Genomic DNA, 3,555 nt, shown 5'->3' with positions numbered 1-3,555 from the left:
TCGCCCCCGACGCCTTCGTCGGCCTCAGCGGCGACGGCTCCTTCAGCGGCGGGCTGGGCAGCATCGACGACGGGCCCGGCGCCCCTGCGGGCGGGCGCGCCGCTGAGCACCGGCAGCCCCAGGCTCAGCCGGATCGCGCTGATCCAGTGGTGGTTGTCGGCGCGGAACCGCTCGAAGTCGGTGTAGGCGGCCAGGAACACCGGCGCCTTGGTGAACGACAGCGGCGAGACCGGGCCGGTGACCATGAAGGGGTACACCTTCGGCTTGGTGGAGTCCGGCGGGGCGAAGGCCCGGTACAGCTTCAGGTGCTCGGGGTCGTCCATCTGCTCGGCGACCTTGGCCAGGTCCGCACCGCCCAGGCCGTAGCCCATGAGGCGCACCGCCATCTGGTCCCAGCAGTCGGCGTTCACCGAGCGCGGCGACTGGCTGATGAGCATCCAGCCGATGCCGAACTTGCGGGTGTCGCGGAAGTAGCCGGCCAGGTCGGCCGACAGGGCCTTGATCTCCTCGTCGGTGGCCAGGTGCAGCGGCGGGGCGTAGCGCCACGCCTCGTCGAAGACGACCATCGTGTTGAGGGTCTCGCCCAGGCGGAAGGCGGCCTCGGAGGCCTCCTTCAGCGTGCGGCAGGCCTTGCGCAGGATCGCGGCCTTGATGGAGTCCTGGTCCAGCACGCGCAGCGCCTCCACCGCGCCGGCCTGCTCGGGCCCGGCGAGCAGGCTGGAGACCCACGACACCTGCCCGGAGGTGGACATGTCCAGCACGAGCAGCGGGGCCGGGGCGCCGGCGCGCGCCTGCTTGTCGAAGACGTGGGCGATGGTGCCCCACATCGAGTGCCGCTTCCCGCCGCCGGGGTTGGTGGGGCTGAAGAGGTTGTGCAGCGGCTGGAACTGCGAGGAGACGTCGTGGAAGCGGTCGTCGTCGTCGAGGACCTCGAAGATCGCGTCGCGCAGGCGGGTCTGGCGGGTCTCGTCGACGTAGATGCGCCCCAGCACGCCGAAGTCGCTCAGCGCGCGCAGCAGGTCCTTCAGCAGCGCCGCGGAGTCCTCGGTGTCCCAGCCGCTGCGCTTGCGCAGCAGCTTGACCATCTCGTCGATGAACAGGCCCGCGGTCTCCGGGGCCATCTTGGTGATCTCCGCGGTGAACCTGGTCTTGGAGAGCAGCTCGCCGAACAGGGGCGCGTCCTTCTCCAGCCGCAGGTCCTCGCTGACGCGGCGCACGACGACCTCGCGGCCCATCTCCGCGGCCCACGCCTGCAGCGAGAACGGGAAACCCGTCTCGGAGGAGAACTGCCCCTGCGGGTCGACGATGATGAACCCCTGGTCGGCGTGGCGCATCTGGCCGGCGAGCAGGTACACCGACTGCGCCGTCTTCCCGCTGCCGCTCATGCCGAAGACGCCCAGGTGGAAGGCGCCGCGGTCGCCGCTGAAGTCGCGGATGCTCATGGGCACGCGCACGTCGTCGCTGCCGTGCAGGTGGCCGAGGTGGTGCAGGTCCTCCTCGCCGCTCATGAGCTCGTCGAGGACCTCGTTGGTGACGCGGCGCACCGCGGTGCCGGTGGGCGGGGACATGCGCAGGGAGGGACCGGCCTGCGCCCAGGGCGCGGGACCGGCCCCGGTGCCGGCCCCGGTGCCGCTGCGCTTGTAGCAGGCCTGCAGCTTGATGCTGGCGGCGCGCACGTCCCCGCTGTCGCCGGACATGCCGGGGATGTGGCCCTTGCTCTTGACGACCCCGCGCAGCAGCGGCTGGCTGTGCCACTGGTTCAGGGTGGTCACCTCGGTGACGGTGCCCAGCGCCAGCTCCTCGCCGGCCCCGGAGGGCTGGGTGAGCAGCAGCATGGAGCCCACGAGGGGTTCGTGGACGGCGGTGTCGAGCAGGTCGAGGGTGACCTCGTAGTTCGAGGAGGGCGAGCCGACGACGGCGACCTGCTCGGCGATCTGGATCGGGTCCACCCGGTGGTTCCTCCTGCTCGGTGCTGCTGGGTCCTGCGGGTCCGCGCCGCGCGGCGGGGCCGGTGCCCTCACCGGCGCGCCCCCGCCCCGCCGGCCGCGGGCCCGCCGGGGCGAGCGCCGCCGACGGCGCGGGTGCGGTACGAGCGCGCCAGGAGGGTGAGGTAGTCGTCGCTGCCCGGCGGCAGCATGGCGATCATCGACTGGTTCAGGGCCTCGGCGCCGATCGACACGCCCTTGGCGGCCAGGTCGACGGCGTACTGCGCGAACGGCTCCTGCAGGTGCGGGCCGGGGGTCTCCGCCGACAGCAGCCCCGCCAGGCGCGCGGCCTCCTCCAGCGCCACCGAGGACGCCGCGGAGGAGGTGGTGGCCGCCAGGGACTCCGAGACGCGCAGCTCCACCTTCAGCACCGTGTCGGTGCTCACGGGCTTGACGTAGGTGACCAGCAGCAGCGACTCGTGCGCGGCCTCGCGCAGCGGGGCGATCGTGCGGTTCAGCCGCTCCGCCGCGCGGTGCACCTTCGCGGGCGCCTCGTCGCGCACGGAGAAGTGCATCCCGGCGACCTCGTCGGCCGGGCGCGGGTGCAGCATCTCCCCCGGCTGCAGCACCTGCGCGGCGATGAAGCGGTCCCCGCCGGGCAGGTCCAGGCCGTACCGGCCGCGGTACAGGTCGGCGAAGGCGTGCGCGGAGTCGGCCTTGGGCAGCGCGACCACCTCGCCGGGGTGGGCGCGCTGGTCCGGGTCGGCCAGGGAGGCCAGCGCGGCCACGACCTCGTCGGTGACCAGGTCGGCGGCGGCCTCGGCCACGGCCGTGGAGCGGGCGGCCAGCGCGGTGGACAGCGCGATGACGGGGGTGCCGTGGGAGCCGTCGAGGATGCGCAGGTCGTGGGAGAGCTCGGCGAGCAGGCGCAGCTCCAGGCTGGCCATGGCCGCCGAGAGCAGGCGGTCGTTCTCGGACTCGTGCTCGCGCACGTGCGCCCAGTGCAGCTGCGACAGCTCGTGGCCGCCGACGCTGGTCATGCCCTCGGCGGCGACGGCGGCGGCGACCATGAGGTCGGCGGCGTACAGGTGCTCGCGCACGGAGGCGCCGTCGACGGCGACGATGCTGTGGCGCGGGGCCAGGGCCGCGGCGCGGTGCGGGAAGGCCAGCACCTGCCCCTCGGCGAGCAGGCGCTCGCGCAGCTCGCGGCGCGAGCGGGCCACCGGCGAGAGCAGCCGGTGCGCCTCCTGCGCCAGGTGGCCGGCCTCGGCCAGCAGCGCGTCCATCAGCTCCACGGCGGCCGGCGCGGCGTTCACGGCGCCGGGCGCGGCGGACCGCGCGTCCAGGGGGGCGTCGCTCACGCGCCGTCCCCGCCGCCGTGCTCGCGGTGCGGGTGGCCGCACCCACCGGTGCTGGTCGTGATGACTGTCTCCTCGTACGGGCTCCTCGGGCGGGCCGTCCGATGGTAGGCCGCGCCGCGGGGTGCCTAGGCGAGGTCCGCCGCCAGGTCCTCCGGCGAGTCGTCCGCGAAGCCGCCCGCTCCACGGCCGTGGCCGAGGCCGCCGCCGACCTGGTCACCGACGAGGTCGTGGCCGCGCTGGCCTCCCTGGCCGACCCGGACCAGCGCGCC

At 74.2% G+C, this 3,555-nt stretch carries 2 protein-coding genes; both read right to left on the bottom strand.

Annotated elements, in window-relative coordinates; all coding sequences use genetic code 11:
• Nucleotides 1-1,949, bottom strand: a 1,949-nt coding sequence (locus tag GTR00_RS16900) for an ATP-binding protein (RefSeq protein WP_166612752.1), incomplete at its 3' end; no start/stop codon positions are given.
• Nucleotides 1,950-2,017: 68 nt separating this feature from the next.
• Complete coding sequence (locus GTR00_RS16895) at nucleotides 2,018-3,286, bottom strand: hypothetical protein (protein ID WP_166612751.1); 1,269 nt, start codon at nucleotides 3,284-3,286, stop codon at nucleotides 2,018-2,020.
• Nucleotides 3,287-3,555: the final 269 nt, after the last annotated feature.

It is taken from the genome of Kineococcus indalonis (genome assembly GCF_009906395.1).
Lineage (GTDB): Bacteria > Actinomycetota > Actinomycetes > Actinomycetales > Kineococcaceae > Kineococcus > Kineococcus indalonis.
Note: the sequence above shows the minus strand (reverse complement) of the source record. Positions and strands in the feature narration are given on the sequence as shown.